Below are 15,962 nucleotides of genomic sequence, written 5' to 3'. Positions count from 1 at the left end.
AAGCCCGGCGACTGTATTGGGGGCGGTATCGAGGAGTGCCGCCATGCCAGTCTTTCTGACCACCGCCGAGCCGGATTTCGAAACCGCATTCGCCACGCTCCTGTTGGCCAAGCGCGAGGATGCGCCGGATGTCGACGCGGCGGTCGCGGCGATCATCGACGACGTGCGGACGCGCGGCGACGCGGCGGTGATCGGGCTAACCTCGAAGTTCGACCGGCTCGACCTCAGCCCGGAGACGCTGGCCTTCTCGCAGGACGAGATCGCCGCGGAATGCGCCAAGGTGTCCGCCGAGGACCGCGCGGCGCTCGAACTCGCGGCGGAGCGGGTTCGGGCCTATCACGAACGCCAGATGCCCGAGGATGCGCGCTGGACCGATGCGGCGGGGGCCGAGCTTGGCTGGCGCTGGTCGCCGGTCTCGGCGGCGGGGCTCTATGTGCCGGGGGGGCTCGCCTCCTACCCGTCCTCGGTCCTGATGAACGCGATCCCCGCCAAGGTCGCGGGGGTGGAGAGGCTGGTGATCGCCTGTCCGACGCCGGGCGGTGCGGTCAACCCGCTGGTGCTTCTGGCCGCGCGGCTCGCGGGCGTCGATACCGTCTACCGGATCGGCGGTGCGCAGGCGATTGCCGCGCTTGCCTACGGCACGGCGACGATCCGGCCGGTGGACAAGATCACCGGGCCGGGCAACGCCTATGTCGCGGCCGCCAAGCGGCGGGTCTTCGGGCGGGTCGGCATCGACATGATCGCGGGGCCCTCGGAGATCCTCGTGATCGCCGACAAGGACAACGATCCCGACTGGATCGCGCTCGATCTTCTCAGTCAGGCCGAGCATGACGAGAGCGCGCAGTCGATCCTCGTGACCGACGACGCCGGGTTCGGCCGGGCGGTGGCGGCGGCGGTCGAGAAGCGGCTTGAGACGCTGGAGCGGCGGGCGATCGCCGGGGCGAGCTGGCGCGACTACGGCGCGGTGATCGTGACTCGCGATCTTCACGAGGCGGCGGCGCTGTCGAACCGGGTGGCGCCCGAGCATCTGGAGCTGTGCGTGGCCGACCCGGACGGGCTCGCGGAGCGGATCACCCATGCCGGGGCGATCTTCCTCGGACGCTGGACGCCGGAGGCGATCGGTGATTACGTCGGCGGGCCGAACCATGTGCTGCCGACAGCACGGTCGGCGAGGTTTTCGAGCGGGCTATCGGTGATGGATTTCCTCAAGCGCACGACCCTTGCCCGGATGACGCCCGAGGCGCTCGCCGCGATCGGCCCCGCCGCCGAGCGTCTGGCAATTTCGGAAAGCCTCGAGGCACACGGGCTTTCGGTGCGGGCCCGGCTCGACCGGCTGAACCGGAGGGAGGCGCAATGAGCCGCATCTGCCATATCGAGATCGACGACCGCGGGCTGGCGGCGCCGACACCGGAGGTCGAACAGGAACGCAAGGTCGCGATCTTCGACCTCCTGGAGGACAATTCCTTCGCCCTGCCGGCGAAGGACGGCGTGTCGCCCGAGGGGCCGTTCCGGCTTGCCCTCGCGATCCGCGAGAAGCGGCTGGTCTTCGACGTCGAGGCCGAGGGCGGCGGCAAGGTGGCGGAGTTCCATCTGTCGCTCGGGCCGTTCCGGCAGGTGGTGAAGGACTATTTCCAGATCTGCGAGAGCTATTTCGAGGCGGTGAAGCGTCTGCCGCCGAGCCAGATCGAGGCGATCGACATGGCCCGGCGCGGCATCCACAACGAGGGCGCGCGGGTGTTGCAGGAACGGCTTGAGGGAAAGGCGGAGCTTGATATCGACACGGCGCGGCGGCTCTTCACCCTCATCTGCGTGCTGCATTTCGGAGGGTGAGCTTGGATCGTACGCTGCCGCACTCGGTGCTCTTCTGCTGCGATCACAATGCCGTCCGTTCGCCCATGGCGGAAGGGATGATGAAGAAGTTCTACGGCCATGCCTGCTATGTGCAGTCGGCCGGGGTCCACAACGATCTCGAGATCGACGGTTTCGCGGTCGCGGTCTGCCAGGAGATCGGCGTGGAACTGTCGCGCCACCGGTCGCGCAGCTTCGATGAGATGCAGCAATGGGGCGACGACCTGTCGGGCTTCGACCTCGTCGTGGCGCTCTCGCCGGCGAGTCAACGCCAGGCGCTTGAATTCACCCGTTTCTTCCATCTCGAGGTTGAATACTGGCCGGTGATGGACGCAACCGGAATCGGCGAGACACGCGAGGCCAAGCTCGCCTCCTACCGGCAGGCGCGCGACCAGATCAAGGCCCAGATGATCCGCCGCTTCGGCCCGCCGACGGAACCGCAATAGCCGCAAAGCGGCCCGAAACTGACGCAACGGGGATGGGAAGTCCCGCTCCCTCGCCCTATGGTGCGCGCCGCAGCCAACGGAGTGAGACATGACCCGCGCCACGATCGAAGCCTATTACGCCGCCTTCAACCGGGGCGACACCGACGCCATGCTCAACACGCTCCATGACGATTTCGCCCATAATGTGAACGAGGGCGCGACCCGGCTCGGCAAGGACGCCTTCGCCGACTTCTGCCGCCACATGAGCGAGACCTACAAGGAAGAGCTGACCGACATGGTCGTCTTCTCGAACGAGGTCGGAACGCGCGGCGCTGCGGAATTCGTGGTGAACGGCACCTATCTCAAGACCGATCCCGGCCTTCCCGAGGCGCGCGGCCAGAAATACGTCCTGCCGGCGGGCGGGTTCTTTTCGCTCAAGGACGGCAAGATCACCCGCGTCACGACTTATTACAACCTCCAGGACTGGATCCGGCAGGTCTCCGCATGACGATTGAGGTTCTTGTCCTCGAGGACGACGCGCTCGAGGCGGCGCTCGACGACGTGGCGAAGCTCCGTATCGCGGTCTTCCGCGACTGGCCGTATCTCTATGACGGCGACATCGGCTACGAGAAGCGGTATCTCAAGACGTATCGCCACAGCCCGAACGCGATCCTCGTCGGCGCCTTCGACGGCAGCCGGCTGGTCGGCGCCTCCACCGGCACGCCGATGGAGGAGCATGGCGACGAGTTCGGCGCGGCCTTCGCCGGGACCGGGATTCCGCTGAGCGACATCTTCTACTGCGCCGAATCTGTGCTTCTGCCGGACTATCGCGGCCGCGGGCTCGGCCACGCGTTCTTCGATGCGCGCGAGGCGCATGCCCGCAAGCTCGGCCGCAGCCACTCGGCCTTCTGCCGGGTCGTGCGGCCTGAGGATCACCCGCTCCATCCGGCGAGCTACCGGCCGCTCGACGCCTTCTGGCGCAAGCGCGGCTACGCGCCGCTCGAAGGGGCGGTGACCGAGTATTCCTGGAAGGACATCGGCGAGGCGGAAGAGACTGCCAAGCCCATGCAATTCTGGATCCGCAAGCTCTGAGACCGACTGGAGAACACCGATGAAAGTCGCCGCCGCCGCCTATCCGCTCGACTGGTTCGACGATTGGTCAGCCTACGAGGCAAAGGTCACCGCCTGGGTCGCCGAAGCGGCGGGGCAGGGGGCGGAGCTTCTGGTCTTCCCCGAATACGCGGCGATGGAGCTTGCCTCGCTCGGCGGACAGGCGGTCGCGGGCGATATCGCCGGCGCGCTGATCGAGGCCGACCGGCACCGGCCGGCGGCCGAGGCGCTCCATGCCCGCCTTGCCGTCGCGCATCGCGTCCACATCCTCGCGGCTTCCGGCCCGGCCTTCGGCCTTGCCCATGCGGGCGGGCGCCCGGTCAACCGCGCCAGCTTCTTCGGTCCGAATGGCCTTCTCGGTCATCAGGACAAGGCGATGATGACCCGCTGGGAACGCGACGGCTGGCATGTCGTGCCGGGTGACGGCCTGCAGGTCTTCGACACCCCGCTCGGCCGCATCGGCATCCTCATCTGCTACGACAGCGAATTCCCGCTACTGGGCCGGGCGCTTGCCGAGGCGGGTGTCGAGATCCTGCTCGTGCCCTCCGCGACGGAAACGCTCGCGGGCTTTACCCGTGTCCGGGTCGGCGCCATGGCCCGCGCGCTCGAAAACCAGCTCGTCGCGGTGCATGCGCCGATCGTCGGTCTCGCGCATTGGTGCTACGGGATGGAGGAAAACACCGGCGCCGCCTCGATCTACGGCCCGCCCGATCACGGCTTTCCCGCAACCGGCATCCTCGCCGAAGGCACGCTCGGCCAGCCGGGCTGGACCTATGCCGAGGTCTCGCGCGAGGCCATCGCGGCGGTCCGCGCCGATGGCGGCGTTCTGAACCTCAGCCACTGGCCCGAGCAGCTTTCCCAGCTACACAAGGTTGCAGTCCGGGCCGAAACCTGAGATTGCGCTTGAAATCGCGCGCCATCGGGCGCAATTAGTGCGCGCCCGGCGCGGACCCGGGTGGAACAACTATGGAGTGACCATGGCCAAGGAAGAAGGTCTCGAATTCCCGGGCGTCGTGAAGGAACTCCTGCCGAACGCGACGTTCAGGGTCGAGCTGGAAAACGGCCATGAGATCATCGCGACGATGGCAGGCAAGATGCGCAAGAATCGCATCCGCGTTCTCGCCGGCGACAAGGTTCAGGTGACGATGACGCCATACGACCTGAGCAAGGGGCGGATCAATTACCGCTTCAAGTAAGGTGCGCCCGCGCCTCATCCTCGGCTCGGCCAGCCCGCGCCGGAAGGATCTTCTGGCGCAACTCGGCCTCGAGCCCGACGAGATCCGCGCGCCCGACATCGACGAAACCCCCTTGAACGGCGAATTGCCGCGTCCCTATTGCGCCAGGATGGCGCGGGAGAAGGCCGAGGCGCTTCCCCTCGGCGCCGACGAGGTCGTGCTCTGCGCCGACACCACGGTAGCCCTCGGCCGCCGCATCCTCGGCAAGCCCCAGAGCGCGGGCGAGGCGGCGGAGTTCCTGCTGAAGCTCTCCGGCCGGCGCCACCGGGTTATCAGCGCCGTCGCGGTGCGCCGCGGCGACCGGCTCTGGGAGCGTGCGGTGGAGACCGTCGTGAAGGTCAAGCCGCTGTCGGACATGGAGATCAACGCCTACCTCGCCTCCGGCGAATGGCAGGGCAAGGCCGGCGCCTATGGCATACAGGGCCGGTTCGGCGCTTTCATTCCCTGGCTTCAGGGCTCGTTTACCGGGGTGGTCGGACTGCCGGTCGCCGAGACCGCGCATCTCCTGGAAGCCGCCGGGATCGACATACACGGAGTAGACGCATGAAGGGCCGGGTCGTCGTTCTCGGAGCATATCGTGGCCGCGAGGCCGCGGCGCTGGTCGTCGACGGGCGGCTCGAGGACCTGCTCGTCGAGGCCGCCGACGAGGCGGATTTTGCGCCCGGCGCGATCCTGCGCGGCACCGTGGACCGGCAGATGAAGGGGCAGGGCGGGGTCTTCGTGCGCCTGCCGGGCACCCGAGGCTTTCTGCGCGAGACCGGGGGCCTGTCCTCCGGGCAGCAGATCCTCGTCCAGGTCGCGGGCCATGCCGAGCCGGGCAAGGCCCTGCCGGTGTCGACACGGCTTCTGTTCAAGAGCCGGCTCGCTATCGTCACGCCCGCCGCGCCCGGCCTCAACGTCTCGAGGCGGATCCGCGACACCGAGGAACGCGCGCGGCTCGAGGCGATCGCGGCCGAGGCGATGGCCGGATCGGCATCGGGCCTGATCCTGCGTTCGGCCGCCGAGGGGACGGAGACAGAGGAAATAGCCGCCGATATCGCCGCAATGCGGGAACTGGCCGAAGCCGTACTGGCCGACGTGAACGGCGCGCCGGAGCTTCTGGTCGATGCGCCGGGCCCGCATGAGGAGGCCTGGCGCGACTGGTCCGACCCGGCGCCGGACGAGATCGCCGAGGGTGCGGACGCCTTCGCGCGCCACGGGGTCGAGGAGATGATCGACGCGCTTCTGACGCCCGTCGTGGCCCTGTCGGGCAGCGCGCACATGGCGATCGAGCCGACCCGGGCGCTGATCGCGGTCGACGTGAACACCGGCGCCGACACCTCGCCCGCGGCCGGCCTCAAGGCCAATATCGCCGCCGCCCGCGAGCTGCCGCGGCAGTTGCGGCTGCGCGGGCTTGGCGGCCAGGTCACGGTTGATTTCGCGCCGATGCCCAAGCGCGACCGCGCCACGCTCGACCAGCAGCTGCGCGCGGCCTTCAAGGGCGAAGCGGCCGAGACGAGCCTCGCGGGCTGGACGCCGCTCGGAAATTTCGAAATCCAGCGCAAGCGAGATCGGCGCCCCCTGGCGGCGCTTCTCGGGGAAGGCTCGGAATGAGCTGCCCGATCTGCGGCAAGGAGACGGACCCGAAGTACCGGCCGTTCTGCTCAAAGCGCTGCGCCGACGTCGATCTCGGCCGGTGGCTGACGGGGGCCTATGCGATTCCCTCCGAAGATGACGATGTTCCGGGCGACGAAGAACTGCCGGAACGGCGACCGCATTGACTTGCAGTCGCCGCTTGCTCCGTCGCTGGGGGAGAGTCGAAAGGCGCCGGACACATGCCTTGCCGACGGTCACATTTTTAGGTGAATCCCTCTGGACAGCCACGCGGCACTCGCCTAAGAACGCCGGGCCGGGCGGTAACGCCCCCGGTGCCCAGATAGCTCAGTTGGTAGAGCAGCGGATTGAAAATCCGCGTGTCGCTGGTTCGATTCCGGCTCTGGGCACCACTTAAATCCCTCTGAATACTAAGAAAATTTTCGCCTTATCTACGGCGTGCCCAGGTCTCGGGGTTGTGGGGCTACACATGGGCTACATTTGCATTCTCGCTAGTGATCCGGCCGCGTATTCGTCACCACTAAACACGTCTCGCGACGGTGAAGTAGCGCGGTGACAGAGGTAAGCCGATATGCTTCAAGCGCGCTCAACGTAAGCTATTGAAAGAAATAGGTAAAAATAATCCTCTAGAATCCTCAGGAAACCCCTGTTGACTTTTGCTATATTGGAGGTACGGCCCGGGAAACACCCGGGCTTTTCCGTCTTCGCTGATAGGAGCCCTAATGGAGCAGATTCTCCAAACGATACCGCTCTTTCTGACTGTCGATCAGGTTGCGAACCGCTTCGGCGTTTCAACTGACACGATCTGGCGCTGGAAGCGCAACGGCGACTTCCCAAAGGCCATCAAGGTTGGGCCGGGCACCACGCGCTGGCGCTTGGCCGATATCGAAGAACATGAACGCAGCCTTCAGTGCTGCTTCGCGACGTCGTTCTAAGCTAGCCCTTCAAGAGAAAGCAATGATGCAAGATAACTCTGTAACGGCCGTCAAGGCCGAAGTGTTAAGTGTTGTCGATCGCCAGGTTCCGGAAGGCCTTCCGTTAGGCTTCTTGGGCCTGTCGGGTGGAATCTATGAAGCCAGTGCCGATGAAGAAGCCGAGCCTTGTTGGTTGTGCTCGCCGCTCGCCGTGGTCGCTCGATTTCGGGATTGCTCGGGTAAGGGCTAGGGACGCATCGCCGAGATCGAGGATCCCGATGGCCGGGTGCAGCGCATCTCGCTGTTCGACAAAGATCTCGTGGCCAAACCGGGTGCCGTTCGCGCTGATCTCGTCAGTCGTGGATTGCAGACGCACAGCAGCCCTAAATCCCGAGAAGCGCTTACGCGTCTGATCCAAGAGTGGCAGCCGATCAAGATACTGACCTCGACCGATAAGCTCGGATGGGCTGATGGTTCATGTGCAGCCTTCGTGCGCGCCGATGGGAGCGTCCTCGGAACAGGCGCATTCCACTTTATCGGAAATGGCTCGGATGGGGCCCTTGAACTCTCTATGGCTGCCGGGAGCGTCGAACAATGGCGCGACAGTGTGGCTTCGCTATGCGTCGGCAACCCACTAATGATCGTATCAGTGTCTCGCGCCTTTGTCGGGCCGCTGTTGGAAATCCTGAACGAGGAGGGCGGTGGCCTGCACCTGCGCGGTGCGTCGTCGTGCGGGAAGAAGTCGCTCAACAAGAAGAGGGCTCAGGGAACCGCCCTCGGAAATGTGACCACGGTTTCGAAGGCCAACCGGGCTTCTGCGAAATCACGGGCAACAGTGTCGCATATGACGGTTCTCGATATCCGGGATTATCTTCTTCGGCATGCCGAACTACGGGATAAGACCATTGCCGAGATTGCAGCCGCTCTGAATGCAAATGGAATGCAGTCCGGTCGTGGTCTTCCTTGGAACAAGAACTCTTTGCGCCGACAGCTCCGTTCTGCGCGCCAGGAACTGGAATTGCTGGATGTGCCCGACGATGACTTTTGTTGATTTTGTCGGCACTGCATTCCCAGAATTCTCGGTGGTGCCTTGTCGGCTTCCGTATCGCGAACAGCGGCCGGGAAGGTGCCACTGGTCAAGGGTGCAAAGCGGCTGTGTCGGGTGGCCTTAGGTGTCTGCACTCGGCCATTGCAGTGATCGTTACAGGAGTCAGAAAGCGAGTCCCGATAACCGGGCTGGGCTTATGGGAACGCGTGGCAGAACACATAGCATTTCATAGAGCAAGTTGGCGCCGATGAGAGCGGTATTGCCACTGGGATCATATGGCGGCGAGATCTCCACGACATCGCCGCCAACTATGTTCAACCCGACGCATCCGCGGATGATTTCTAGGGCCTGCCAGGTCGATAGGCCACCCGGCTCCACTGTCCCGGTTCCGGGCGCGAATGCGGGGTCGAGGCTATCGATGTCGTAGCTGACATAGACCTTTGCTCCGCCTATCCGGTCGCGCACGATCTGCATCAGTCCCGCAAGCGACTTGCCCCAGCACTCCTCTGCCTGAACCACGGTCCAACCTTGGTCCCGAGCCCAGTCGAAATCCTCCGGCGCGTAGCCGGTGCCGCGCAGGCCGATCTGGAATACCTTGTCGTTGATCAGGCAGCCGTCCTCCCACGCGCGCCGGAACGGGCAGCCATGGGCGACGGTTTCGCCGAACATCGCCTCGTTGATGTCGGCATGGGCGTCGATGTGGATAAGCGCCACGGGGCCGTGACGTTCCTTCACGGCCCGGAGGATCGGCCAGGTCAGCGTGTGGTCCCCGCCAAGCGTCAGCGGGATCGTGCCATGCGATAGAACCTCGCGGTAGAAGCTCGTGATGATGTCCACCGTCTTCTTCAGGTCAAAGGTGTTGATCGGCACGTCTCCCAGATCGGCCACTTGCAGGTGATCGAACGGGGCCGCGCCGGTCGCCATGTTGTAGGGGCGCAGCATCCGGCTTTCGTCACGAATCTGCCGCGGCCCGAGCCGCGTGCCTGACCGGTTGGACGTGCCATGGTCCATCGGGACACCGACGAAGGCCACATCCAACCCCTCGGCCGTGCCTGCTGCCGGCAGGCGCATCATTGTCGCAGGGCCGCCGAAGCGGGGCATCTCGTTGCCGCCGAGGGGCTGGTTGAACCGCGTCATGTGGTTTCCTTTTTCCTGAGCCATTCGCCGATGATCGCGCGATGGCGTTGCCGTCCGTAGCTGGGGAAATGCCCGCCGTGAACGATGCGCACGGGCATGTCGTAGAGCCGGACCATGCTGCGGTAATAATCCGAGGCGTTGGCATGATAGGTATCCTCGATCAAATCGCCGTCATAGACGATGTCGCCGGAGAACAGGATGCCCGTCTTCGCCTCCCATAGCGCGATGCCACCTGGGGAATGACCCGGTGTATGAATCACCTCGAAATGCCGGTCGCCCAGATCGACGATGTCGCCATCAGCCAGAAGCCGTGTCGCTGGGGCGGAGGTAACGCTGTAGCTGGCCGACGTGTAGGGCTCTGGCGGCAAACGGGTGAAGATCTCGTCCGTCACGTAGGGGTCGGCGAGTGTCGTCGCCCGGTTCGGATCGGCAAGGATATCGGCCTCGGCCGCGTGGCACAGGCGGCAGTCGAATTCGTGATGGCAGCCGATGTGGTCGAAGTGAGTGTGACTTGCCACAGCCTGAACCGGGCGCTCGGTGACCAAGGCCACGCGCTCGCGCAGGGAAACCACCCCCATTCCGCTGTCCACCAGCATGTCGCCGTCGCGCCCTCGGACGTGCCACAGGTTGCAGCGGTAGAACTCCCGGATATGGGGTTCGTCGATCCAGGTTACGCCGTCTCCAACGTTACGGATGCGCCACCAGTCGTCGGGCTTTGCGCGGTCCATTCTCACTCCTTCAAAAGGACATAGGCTTCGGCTCCAAGATCGAGCACGGCGCCTAAGGCGGGGGCGGCGGCCTGAGGCAGGTTCACGACAAGCCGCATGTCCGGCGCGGCGATGGGGATAACATGCGCTCGCACGTGGCTGCCGAAGAAGGCAGCATCCTCGATCCGACAGGGACCAATCCTGAGCTTGCCCGCTTCGCTGATCGCCTCGGGTCTGAGGCACAGAGTGCCGTCACCGACCGACACCGGGCCGAAGGCGGCCCTGCCGTCGGCGACCCTGATCCGGTTCACCTCGCCCATGAACGACGCGGAAAACAGTGTCTTCGGTTTGAGGTAGATGTCGCGGGGCGAACCCTCGTCCTCGATCCGTCCGCCATTCATCACGACAATCCGGTCGGCGATCGCCATCGCTTCTTCCTGATCGTGGGTAACGTGGACAAATGTCGTTCCCACCCGGCGCTGGATGTCCTTCAGCTCGTCCTGCATCGAACGGCGCAGCTTGAGATCCAGCGCGCCGAGTGGTTCGTCGAGGAGAAGCACGTCAGGCTCGACTGCCAGTGCCCGCGCAAGCGCGACGCGCTGGCGCTGTCCGCCGGAAAGTTCGTGCGGACGATGGCCGCCGCGCCCGGCGAGCCCCACGAGCGCAAGCATCTCTTCGGCCTTTTCCGACCGAGCAGTCCGGGCCTGGCCACGCATTCGCAAGCCGAAAGCCACATTGTCGCGAAGCGTCATGTGTGGAAAGAGTGCGTAGTCCTGAAACACGGTCGTCGTCGGGCGGTCTTTCGATCCAATCCCGGCCATGTCGCGCCCGCCGATCAACACCTGACCCGAAGTTGGCTCGGCGAAGCCACCGATGATATTAAGAAGCGTGGTTTTCCCACAGCCCGAGGGTCCAAGCAGAACGACAAATTCACCCGCCGCGATATCGAGACTCACCCGGTTCAGCGCGAGCGTCTGGCCATAGCGTTGCGTTACCTCGCGGATCGCCACCTCGGCAGTCATTTCGTCCTCCGGAACACAAATGTCTCTAATACCACCACCATCGCGATGGATACGAGGAACACGATTGAGCCGACCGCGTTGGTAGCGGGCGAAAGACCGGATCTCAGCATCGACCAGATTTCCACGGGAAGGGTAACGTCAAATCGCGTAAGCAGAAACGCGATGATAAATTCGTCCCAGCTGAAGGTGACAGACAGGAAGAAAGCCGCCGCGAGCGGTGCCGATAGCATCGGCGCGGAGATTAGGAGCAGCACCTTCCATTCCGGAGCACCTAGGTCGCGCGCGGCACGTTCGGCGTTCTTCTGATGGTCGCCCATCGCCGCATAGGTGATGGCGAAGCAGAGCGGCAAGTTGATCACGACATGGCCCACTCCCGCGGTCCAGAGAGACACCCGGATGCCAGCCTGATTGAAAACGTTCAGTAGCCCCAGCGCGATGATCAGGTAGCTGACCGTCATGGGCGCGATCAGAAGGCCGCGCATGAGCGCCGAGCCCGGAAGGCGCACTCGTGCCAGCGCATGCGCAGCAAGAAAACCGAGGACAAGTGCGACGGTGGATGAGATGACCGCGACGATGAGTGAATTCAGAAGCGCGTCCATCAAATCCCGGCTACCCAGAACCTTCACATACCAATCAAGCGTGATGCCGTGGAACGGCGGCACTGGCAGCCGTCCGTCCTGGAACGAGAACACCACCAGAACAACGACGGGCAGGAAGACGAAGATGTAGGCGGCCGACAGATATATCCAAGACAAGACCCGCATGCAGTCAAACCCTGTCTAGCCGGAGCCAGCGGCTCGAGAAGGCGTAGGCGATTGTCACCACTGCCATCAGCACCACCGACAGCGCGGAGGCCAAAGGAAAATTCCCGCTCCGCCCCAACTGGAGCATGATCAGTTGCGGGAGTGTGAGTTCGGTATTGCCGCCAAGGATCTGTGGAGTGATGTAGTCGCCGATGCAAAGCACGAAGGTTAGAAACGCCCCGGTGGCAATGCCGGGAAGTGTCAGGGGCAGGATGACATGGCGAAAGGTCTGCCATCTGCTCGCACCGAGGTCGGCCGCTGCCCTCGTGTAGTTGGGTGAGAGCTGGATAAGGTTTGCATAGATCGTCAGCGTCAGGAGCATCACGAAGAAATGGACGAAGCCGATCACGGTCGCAGCCCGTGTCGAGGCGATGGAGAGTGGCTCTCCGATAAGGCCGAGCCCGAGAAGCGCATTGTTAACCACTCCGTTTTGGCCCAGGACCAAAAGCCAAGAGTAGGACCGCACGACGTATGACGTCCAGAATGGCAGCACCGCCAGGAGAAGCGCGAGGCGTTGCCAGCGCGACGGCACGCGGAAAGCGATGATCGCGGCCAAAGGCCAGGCCAACACGACCGAGATGATCGTTACCACGACGGTGATCTCAAGGCTGTTCAGCAACGCCTTAAGCATCGTCCACTCCGTGAAGATTCTGATGTAGTTGCCGGGGTCGAAGCCCTGCACGACAGTGCGATTTTCCATATGGCCGAACGAAAGCAGTAGCATCGCCAGGAAAGGCAGGACGAAGAAGGCAACGGTCCAGAGAAGGGCTGGGGCCAAAAGGCACCAGCCAAGTCGGCGTTCTTCCGACGCGAGGGTCACGGCGTCACTGGTTCAGCATTTCGGTCCAGAGATCCTGCATTGCCGTATCAAGCTCCGCGTCCGGGATGGGATAAAGCTGGGCGCGGGAAAGATAGTCCGCCTGCTGGTCCCAGCGCAGAACTGCCTTCTGCTCTGCGGAAAGGCTGTCGCCCGCCTTGGCGTTGGCCGGCATCCCCCAGTAGCAGGAAGAGGTCGCGAGCCGCGCCTGACCCTCAGGCGATACGATATATTTTACGAACTCCAACGCGAGGTCGGGCTGCGTGCTTCCTTCTACCACGCCGATCGACTGCGCCCATCTGAGGCCACCCTGCTTCGGGATTGTCCAGTCGAGGTTGGCATTGTCGGCCGCCAGGACTGCTGTCAGCCATTCGCCGCCGCCGACAACGATGTCGACCTCGCCGGTTGCCAACGCGGTCTGTGCAGATACGACATCCGATACCTGTCTCGAGGCCTTACGCAGCCCAAAGAGCGGCTCCTTAAGGGTCGGCAGGTTCTCCGATGTTATATCGGCGGTCTTGATCCCCTGTTGCAGCGCAACAAGGCCGATGACAGGCAGGTAGTAGTCATAAATCGCAATGCGGCCGTCATACTTGCCTGAGGTCAGCGCCGCCATGTCATCCATGTCGGCCGGATCAACCTTGGACTTGTCATAAGAGATAGTGTTGTAACCGAACTTCTCGGTGACCGCATAGACCTTACCGTCGACGGAGTTGTTGTCTTCCATCACGACTTCGGGGAAATAATCCGCCGTCGGCATCTCACCGGCGGGCAGCTCCGCGAGATAGCCACCCTCGACGGCGCGGTGCACGTCGACGCCGTCAATAACAAGAACGTCCCAATCGCCCGGTTGGGACTGGTCGAGAATGGTAAGCCCCGCGGCCGTGCCTTCGTATTCCTTGAGATTCACCTTGATGCCGTGTTGCTGTTCAAACGGCTCAATCAGCGCAGGATCGGTGTGGTCGCACCATACAAGAGCGTTCAACTCTTGCGGCAGAGCAGGGTTCGTAACCGCAAGAAGTGAGACTGCGGCGACGGGAAAGGTGGTTTTCTTGGCCATGTCCATCTCCATGTCGGGAATTTTCGGCGCTTCTTGCGGCGCCGCCGAGAAAAAAAATTGAATCCATTCAATTTTAAAGTCAATGTCAAAATTCCGGAGCGACGAGAGCTGTTCGTGACAGGCTTGAGGGAAAGACAGAAAGCTGACCGCACTCAGCGCATACTGGCTGCGGCGTCCCGGCTGTTTCGCGACAAGGGCTACGATGCGGTTCGAATCGAGGACATCGCTCAACTGGCGGATGTGTCTGTCGGCACCTGCTACAACTACTTCTGGACCAAGGGGGATCTTCTATTGGCCATCGTGTCGATGGAAGTCGAGGAGGTGATACTGGCGGGCAAGTCGGTTGTTGCCGATCCGCCAGTAGAGGTGGCGCTGGCGCTAGACAGCCTTATTAACATCTACTTCGGGCACTCGCTGCATTACCTGTCGAAGGAGATGTGGCGCACCGCGATGGCTCTATCAATTGGCGCGCCAGAAACACCTTTCTCCTCCCGCTATACTGAACTCGACGGATTGCTCGTTCTGCAGGTCTCCGATCTCTTAAGCGAGCTTCAGAGGCGTGGCTACGCGTGTTTGGACTTCGACCCTCAGACAATGGGACAAGTCGTCTTCAACAATCTTAACCAGATGTTCATCGAATTTGTGAAACAGGAATCGATGTCTCTGGAAACGTTGATCGCAGCAACCAGCCGCCAGAACTCCGCACTTGCGCGTTTGATCGCTCAGGATCCTGCAGAGAACCAGCGCTGACTGCCGATCGCCTCAGAGATCGCGTCGCACGCGCGTTAGCTCCCTCAATGTCCCCGACAGCCCGTCGCTATAGCTGAAGCAAGCAACACGATCTGCGAGCGATGAGAAAGGCGACGCGAATGGCAAGAAGACCCTACGAACACTCCCGGCTGGCAAAATACCTTGAGAAGCGCGTGCTTCAACTCCGGCCCCGAAAGACCCAGGCCGAGATCGCCGAGCAGGCCGGCTTCATCAATCCCAACATGATCGCAATGCTCAAGAGCGGTGCGACGAGGCTGCCGCTCGACCGGGTGCCGAGCCTGGCAGCCGCTTTGGTGTGCGATCCCCGGTTGCTCTTCAACCTGGCAATCAATCAGCTCGGCGGTGACACCACCGCGCGCGCGATCGAGCAGATCTTCGGCGTCGTTGTCACCAACAAAGAGGTGGCGTGGATCGAAGAGATCCGCGATGCCTCGGGGCACGCTGACCCGACCCTGACATCACGTGGGCGGTCCGCAATCCGGGGGATCTTCGGGAAATGAGCGAGCATGGCAGGCTGGGTTTCGGCGGTGCAACCGAAGGCATGCATGACCTCACCGAGAACGAGCGGGCCTGGATCGAGTTCCTGCGCCTGATTTCGAATGGGTGCGATCCCGCACTGAGGTTGGGGGATGTGCAACTGCTCCGGCGGTTGATTCAACGCAGGCACCGGTATGTCGAGCGACACGGAAGCTGACATATCCTAACTGTCAATCTTCCTTCTACGGCGCTATGGATGCTTGGTGATTGCTCCGGATATCGTGCGGACCCTTGGCATCCGTTTGCTTTTCGGAGGATGCTTGCTGTGTCAATCCCGGCGCAAAGTTGGTCGGCGTAGCGGCGGAATAGTCCCCAACGGTTGGGACTATCGCGCGTCTTGACGCGTGTGCTCCCCACAAAGCTGACGCGCGGCAAGGCGCACTGGCCGAAGGCCAGTCCGGGCAGCATCGATCGTTGTGAGATCAGGTTTGGGCCTTGCGGCTCTGGCGCAGCCTGAAGCTGTCGCCGTTCATCTCGAGAATGTGGACATTGTGGGTCAGGGAATGGCGCGCGTGGATGCGATCCGCGAAGTGCGGGTAACCGAGCAGACCTACTACCGCTGGGGCAAGCAGTATGGCGGGATGGGAACCGACCAGCTGAGGGAGCTGAAGCGGCTGCAGAAGGAGAACGAGCCATTGCGGCGCCATTGGTTCGAGCCCAATGGCGAGGGAGCGGCTGAGGAAGGCCGTCTCGGACTTGACCTTGGACAAACTAATCCTCACCGAGGCCGCCCGGGGAAACTTCTGAGCCCTTCGCGTCGTCGCGCCTGCATCGATCATGTCCGCACGCGGCTGGCAGTATCGGAGCGTCGGACTTGTCAGGCCCTTTGCCAGCATCGATCCACTCAGCGACATCGACCGAGGGGTCGTGCCGATGAGGAGCTTCTGGTGGCCGACATGATCGAACTGGCGCGCCAATACGGACGTTACGGATAC

Annotated in this window: 21 protein-coding genes, 1 tRNA gene and 1 pseudogene; 17 read left to right on the top strand and 6 right to left on the bottom strand. The window is 63.2% G+C overall.

From position 1 onward, the window contains the following. Positions 1-43 precede the first annotated feature (43 nt). The 13 genes from hisD (at position 44) to R5H32_RS18635 (ending at position 8,176) form a co-directional block, all read left to right on the top strand. Positions 44-1,357: a histidinol dehydrogenase gene (hisD, locus tag R5H32_RS18695; RefSeq protein ID WP_318340206.1), complete on the top strand. Its 1,314-nt coding sequence runs from the start codon at positions 44-46 to the stop codon at positions 1,355-1,357. Further along, positions 1,354-1,830 (top strand): UPF0262 family protein, encoded by a 477-nt coding sequence (locus R5H32_RS18690; RefSeq protein ID WP_318340205.1) that lies wholly within the window; start codon positions 1,354-1,356, stop codon positions 1,828-1,830. The genes hisD and R5H32_RS18690 overlap by 4 nt, the downstream gene beginning before the upstream one ends. A 2-nt stretch (positions 1,831-1,832) precedes the next feature. After that, positions 1,833-2,294 (top strand): low molecular weight phosphatase family protein, encoded by a 462-nt coding sequence (locus R5H32_RS18685; protein WP_318340204.1) that lies wholly within the window; start codon positions 1,833-1,835, stop codon positions 2,292-2,294. An 88-nt stretch (positions 2,295-2,382) separates the two neighbouring features. Continuing rightward, positions 2,383-2,781 (top strand): ketosteroid isomerase-related protein, encoded by a 399-nt coding sequence (locus R5H32_RS18680; protein ID WP_318340203.1) that lies wholly within the window; start codon positions 2,383-2,385, stop codon positions 2,779-2,781. Continuing rightward, complete coding sequence (locus R5H32_RS18675; RefSeq protein WP_318340202.1) at positions 2,778-3,365, top strand: GNAT family N-acetyltransferase; 588 nt, start codon at positions 2,778-2,780, stop codon at positions 3,363-3,365. The genes R5H32_RS18680 and R5H32_RS18675 overlap by 4 nt, the downstream gene beginning before the upstream one ends. Before the next feature lie 19 nt (positions 3,366-3,384). After that, positions 3,385-4,278, top strand: coding sequence for a carbon-nitrogen hydrolase family protein (locus R5H32_RS18670; protein WP_318340201.1), 894 nt, complete (start codon positions 3,385-3,387; stop codon positions 4,276-4,278). 82 nt (positions 4,279-4,360) lie between these two features. Beyond that, positions 4,361-4,579 carry a translation initiation factor IF-1 gene (infA, locus tag R5H32_RS18665; protein ID WP_263340199.1) on the top strand — a complete coding sequence of 73 codons (219 nt, stop codon included), beginning with the start codon at positions 4,361-4,363 and terminating at the stop codon, positions 4,577-4,579. Position 4,580: 1 nt separating this feature from the next. After that, positions 4,581-5,165 carry a nucleoside triphosphate pyrophosphatase gene (locus tag R5H32_RS18660; RefSeq protein WP_318340200.1) on the top strand — a complete coding sequence of 195 codons (585 nt, stop codon included), beginning with the start codon at positions 4,581-4,583 and terminating at the stop codon, positions 5,163-5,165. Continuing rightward, positions 5,162-6,211, top strand: coding sequence for a ribonuclease E/G (locus tag R5H32_RS18655; RefSeq protein ID WP_318340199.1), 1,050 nt, complete (start codon positions 5,162-5,164; stop codon positions 6,209-6,211). Before R5H32_RS18660 ends, R5H32_RS18655 begins: the two co-directional genes overlap by 4 nt. Beyond that, positions 6,208-6,378 (top strand): DNA gyrase inhibitor YacG, encoded by a 171-nt coding sequence (locus R5H32_RS18650; protein WP_318340198.1) that lies wholly within the window; start codon positions 6,208-6,210, stop codon positions 6,376-6,378. The genes R5H32_RS18655 and R5H32_RS18650 overlap by 4 nt, the downstream gene beginning before the upstream one ends. Before the next feature lie 149 nt (positions 6,379-6,527). Next, positions 6,528-6,603 (top strand) — tRNA-Phe (locus R5H32_RS18645). Positions 6,604-6,933: 330 nt separating this feature from the next. After that, positions 6,934-7,146, top strand: coding sequence for a helix-turn-helix transcriptional regulator (locus R5H32_RS18640; protein WP_318340197.1), 213 nt, complete (start codon positions 6,934-6,936; stop codon positions 7,144-7,146). A 235-nt stretch (positions 7,147-7,381) separates the two neighbouring features. Then, positions 7,382-8,176: a DUF927 domain-containing protein gene (locus R5H32_RS18635; RefSeq protein WP_318340225.1), complete on the top strand. Its 795-nt coding sequence runs from the start codon at positions 7,382-7,384 to the stop codon at positions 8,174-8,176. A gap of 159 nt (positions 8,177-8,335) precedes the next feature. Here R5H32_RS18635 and speB read toward each other — a convergent pair whose 3' ends face one another. Genes speB through R5H32_RS18605 form a run of 6 tightly spaced genes read right to left on the bottom strand, consistent with a single transcriptional unit; the run spans position 8,336 to position 13,719 of the window. Next, complete coding sequence (gene speB, locus R5H32_RS18630; protein WP_318340196.1) at positions 8,336-9,310, bottom strand: agmatinase; 975 nt, start codon at positions 9,308-9,310, stop codon at positions 8,336-8,338. Beyond that, positions 9,307-10,038 (bottom strand): MBL fold metallo-hydrolase, encoded by a 732-nt coding sequence (locus tag R5H32_RS18625; RefSeq protein WP_318340195.1) that lies wholly within the window; start codon positions 10,036-10,038, stop codon positions 9,307-9,309. The genes speB and R5H32_RS18625 overlap by 4 nt, the downstream gene beginning before the upstream one ends. A gap of 2 nt (positions 10,039-10,040) precedes the next feature. Next, entirely contained in the window at positions 10,041-11,027 is a 987-nt protein-coding gene (locus R5H32_RS21005) for an ABC transporter ATP-binding protein (RefSeq protein ID WP_412099045.1), read from the bottom strand. Positions 11,028-11,035: 8 nt separating this feature from the next. Further along, positions 11,036-11,803 (bottom strand): ABC transporter permease, encoded by a 768-nt coding sequence (locus R5H32_RS18615; RefSeq protein ID WP_318340194.1) that lies wholly within the window; start codon positions 11,801-11,803, stop codon positions 11,036-11,038. Between the two features lie 4 nt (positions 11,804-11,807). Then, positions 11,808-12,662: an ABC transporter permease gene (locus R5H32_RS18610; RefSeq protein WP_318340193.1), complete on the bottom strand. Its 855-nt coding sequence runs from the start codon at positions 12,660-12,662 to the stop codon at positions 11,808-11,810. A 4-nt stretch (positions 12,663-12,666) separates the two neighbouring features. After that, on the bottom strand, positions 12,667-13,719 hold the full coding sequence (locus R5H32_RS18605; protein WP_318340192.1) for an extracellular solute-binding protein: 1,053 nt from the start codon (positions 13,717-13,719) through the stop codon (positions 12,667-12,669). A gap of 57 nt (positions 13,720-13,776) precedes the next feature. Between R5H32_RS18605 and R5H32_RS18600 the strand changes: the two genes are divergently transcribed. From R5H32_RS18600 to R5H32_RS18585, 4 genes and pseudogenes are all read left to right on the top strand, one after another. Next, positions 13,777-14,469 carry a helix-turn-helix domain-containing protein gene (locus R5H32_RS18600; protein ID WP_318340191.1) on the top strand — a complete coding sequence of 231 codons (693 nt, stop codon included), beginning with the start codon at positions 13,777-13,779 and terminating at the stop codon, positions 14,467-14,469. A 119-nt stretch (positions 14,470-14,588) separates the two neighbouring features. Next, positions 14,589-14,990 carry an XRE family transcriptional regulator gene (locus R5H32_RS18595; RefSeq protein WP_318340190.1) on the top strand — a complete coding sequence of 134 codons (402 nt, stop codon included), beginning with the start codon at positions 14,589-14,591 and terminating at the stop codon, positions 14,988-14,990. Next, the gene (locus R5H32_RS18590; RefSeq protein ID WP_318340189.1) at positions 14,987-15,184 is read left to right on the top strand and encodes a hypothetical protein; all 198 of its coding nucleotides are present in this window, start codon (positions 14,987-14,989) and stop codon (positions 15,182-15,184) included. The genes R5H32_RS18595 and R5H32_RS18590 overlap by 4 nt, the downstream gene beginning before the upstream one ends. Positions 15,185-15,470: 286 nt before the next feature. After that, positions 15,471-15,962: pseudogene (locus tag R5H32_RS18585) on the top strand (transposase); the annotation flags it as partial.

Origin of the sequence: Defluviimonas sp. D31 (genome assembly GCF_033436765.1) — a bacterium.
Taxonomy (GTDB): Bacteria; Pseudomonadota; Alphaproteobacteria; order Rhodobacterales; family Rhodobacteraceae; genus Albidovulum.
This window is presented reverse-complemented; position numbering and strand designations above follow the sequence as displayed.